The following is a 2,952-nucleotide window of genomic DNA, read 5'->3' on the forward strand; positions in this document are numbered from 1 at the left end:
ACAATCGACTAAAACCAGAAAAACGCTTTCCAACAACGAAAGTTTAGACTGGATATGCGCAGTTCATTGAAATCAGAACTACGCACTGTCTAGTAGATAAGCGGCCCTAAAAAATGATGACGCGTATTCAGCTTACTCAGGCTGCCGGAAATCAGCCATGACATTCACTCCTGTGGAGTTAGTTCACACTTTTCTCAGCACTGAGATCATCACTATTGACAGCCCTCTGAGAGCCACCACAAATCTCTACATTATCGTAGGCAAAACGTATCTCGCGCGTTCGACGCTCAATAGCCTGAGGTAAGGTAAACGACTTAGGCAATACACTGACTAACTGCTTTCTAAAACGATAGATCTGAATATTGATATGGTTTTCATTCTGCCCCAGCATACGACTCAGAGTCTCTTTATCAACCCAACCCTGCTCTGGTTCAGCCAAACCTTTCTCTTTATCCTGCATACGCTTACGCGCTAACAACAGCAAAAGATAATGATGGTTTCTCTGCCCCAAATCGTATTCGTGTTCACCCATTTTAAAACGTAGAGACACATGCTCTTCATTCTGGCTAACATCAAAGTGGATACTAACCTGCGGTGAATCTGACAGATCTGCCAACTCCAGTTTTTGCGTCTCATCACTGGCACGGGCTTCAACAAAACGCCAGGTTTGCTCACTGGTGCCTACCAGATCACCAGTCTTCAACACCGAAATACCGATTGGACTTTCACACACCCAATGACCATTGGGAGACATATACAACGTCACTTCTGGTGAGTCCTCACTAGGCAACACTGCCAGACTCTCCAATTCAATGGCATCCAGGCCTTTGGTCACGGGCACCAGCAAACTCATGGGAGGAGCCAGATCTTTAACTTCCCAGATTTCTGCAGAAGGGCTGGCAAACTGAACTTCATCACCTTTATGCAAACGATGCTTAGTACCTTTAAGCACCTGTTTACCATTGACATAAGTACCGTTACTGCTGGAGTCCTGAAGCAACCACTCCTCACCATCCCAAAAGATAGAGGCATGCATACGCGATACATCAGGTGATACCAAGACTGTATGAGACGTGCTGGGGTGACGTCCGAAGATATGTTGAATCAGCAGAGTAATCTGCTCTTCAGTGCTTTTATTAATTACTTTAGCCATAATAAATCCGTCTTTAGATTTTCCGGTATCTTAATCACAGTTAACTGTAAAGTAATTGAGCATTCCACGCGAGCATATCAAAGCACTATCGCTGTCAATTTCAATATTATACCTATTAAATCTATACAGCCCTTTCATATCCTTATGAAACTTCGAACAATAACATCAAAGAATCGCTCAGTAGTGCGCTAAAATCAGCACGTTACAAACCACGATAAAGAACACTTATTACCACGAGAAGGCGATACTTTAATATCATCGACACTCAAACAAAGCGTTTCTGCAGCAAATCACTGCCTCTACCAACGACGGAATAAACATTTATGCAAGTATAGATAAGCTGAAGTATCGCCACCCAGACTTATCTCTTAATTACGAAAGAAGATGATTAGCCATAAACACACGGCGACAATTCCAAACAGTTCTTGCCGTTTTTCTTCGCACGATATAGCGCCAAATCCGCACGTTCAAACAGACTATCCATGTCATCACCTACCTGATACCGGGCATGCCCAATACTGCAGGAAATCTGAAATTTTTCCAACAACGAATTTTCCTTAACCAAACGCTGAATATCCGCCACAATAGCTTGGGCTTCATCCTTATCTCCGTCATGCAAGATAGTAAATTCATCACCACCAAAACGGAACACCTGCTCCAATGCGTAAGATGTGCCCTGCAGGATCTGGGCAAAGGTGTTTAACACCAGATCACCAGCCTGATGACCATAGGTATCATTAATCAGCTTAAAACCATCCAGATCGAATACCAGCAGAGAAAATGACCCAGACTGAGCCTCGCTGTGATTAACAGCTTCCTGAAAGGCAATATCGAACTTATTGCGATTAAATAACCCTGTCAACGTATCCTTCAGTGCCAACTGCTTCATCTGCTGAAACTCCAGCGCATTGCGTAGAGGATATGTCGGCATCTCAATAAATTCATACCACAGATAACTCTGCACTAATGACAAATCAGATGAAAAACGACACTCCAGATCGCCTAACACCTGATTATTAATGCGCAACTCCTGCCTCATGCTAAAGCAATCAGAAGACAATTTACCCAGAGAGTAAACCTCTTCCTCTCTTGAGAATACCAAGCCAGAAATAGGAAGACAGTGGCTAATCTCGTGATAAAAAACCGTCAGTAAGGCCTCCGGTTTTAAGCTACGCTGAAGCTGATTGCGCAGATTGTTACGGGTTAGCGAATCCATTGGCTGTTGGCAAGTACTCTCAACCTTTTTTGAATCACAGTTAAATTCGAAAGGATTGTAAGCGAACCAAGTATTTCCCATAATTCCATCTCTTATGCTATTCACATGCGTCTTCCCTAATATCGCAGAGGGTACCCATTTCAGGTCGCCATATTAGCTAAAACACAAATGATCCAACAGCTGCAGGCTTGTCTTCAATCAGTCCGAGAAACCAGAAAAACTATCGCAGCAAATCAATTCACCAGATTATTTACCCATCTTAGCGCGTAGTGCCTGCAAAGAATATTACGCGCCATTACAGACTCATAGCTTTCACGCCAAGCCATTACCCGGCCAATAATATCAATTAATATCAAAAAGTTAGACCCTACGATAACTGCTTTAAAAAAGTAAAAGAAATACAGCGACAATCACTTAAATCCTTATCAGCGCAGATAGGTCATTAGTAGGCATTTATCCCAAACCTCTCACCCAGCACCATCAAGCTCGCTAGCAGCCTGTCGGACTTAAGCTGTCAATAGGCTTAAAAATCAGAAAAAATTGCGATTTATGCAGGGATATTCCTATTTTTTGAGAATATCCC

At 42.8% G+C, this 2,952-nt stretch carries 2 protein-coding genes; both read right to left on the reverse strand.

The features are described 5' to 3' along the window. Positions 1-178 precede the first annotated feature (178 nt). Positions 179-1,153: an FHA domain-containing protein gene (locus H579_RS0118530; protein ID WP_028301899.1), complete on the reverse strand. Its 975-nt coding sequence runs from the start codon at positions 1,151-1,153 to the stop codon at positions 179-181. A gap of 388 nt (positions 1,154-1,541) precedes the next feature. Then, positions 1,542-2,450 carry a GGDEF domain-containing protein gene (locus H579_RS28120; protein WP_084624223.1) on the reverse strand — a complete coding sequence of 303 codons (909 nt, stop codon included), beginning with the start codon at positions 2,448-2,450 and terminating at the stop codon, positions 1,542-1,544. Between the last annotated feature and the right edge of the window lie 502 nt (positions 2,451-2,952).

Source organism: Oceanospirillum beijerinckii DSM 7166 (genome assembly GCF_000422425.1).
GTDB classification, from domain to species: domain Bacteria; phylum Pseudomonadota; class Gammaproteobacteria; order Pseudomonadales; family Halomonadaceae; genus Oceanospirillum; species Oceanospirillum beijerinckii.

Coding starts and splice junctions, on each gene's coding strand:
- H579_RS0118530 (WP_028301899.1), bottom strand. CDS start 1,153: ATGGCTAAAGTAATTAATAAAAGCACTGAAGAGCAGATTACTCTGCTG.
- H579_RS28120 (WP_084624223.1), bottom strand. CDS start 2,450: ATGGGAAATACTTGGTTCGCTTACAATCCTTTCGAATTTAACTGTGAT.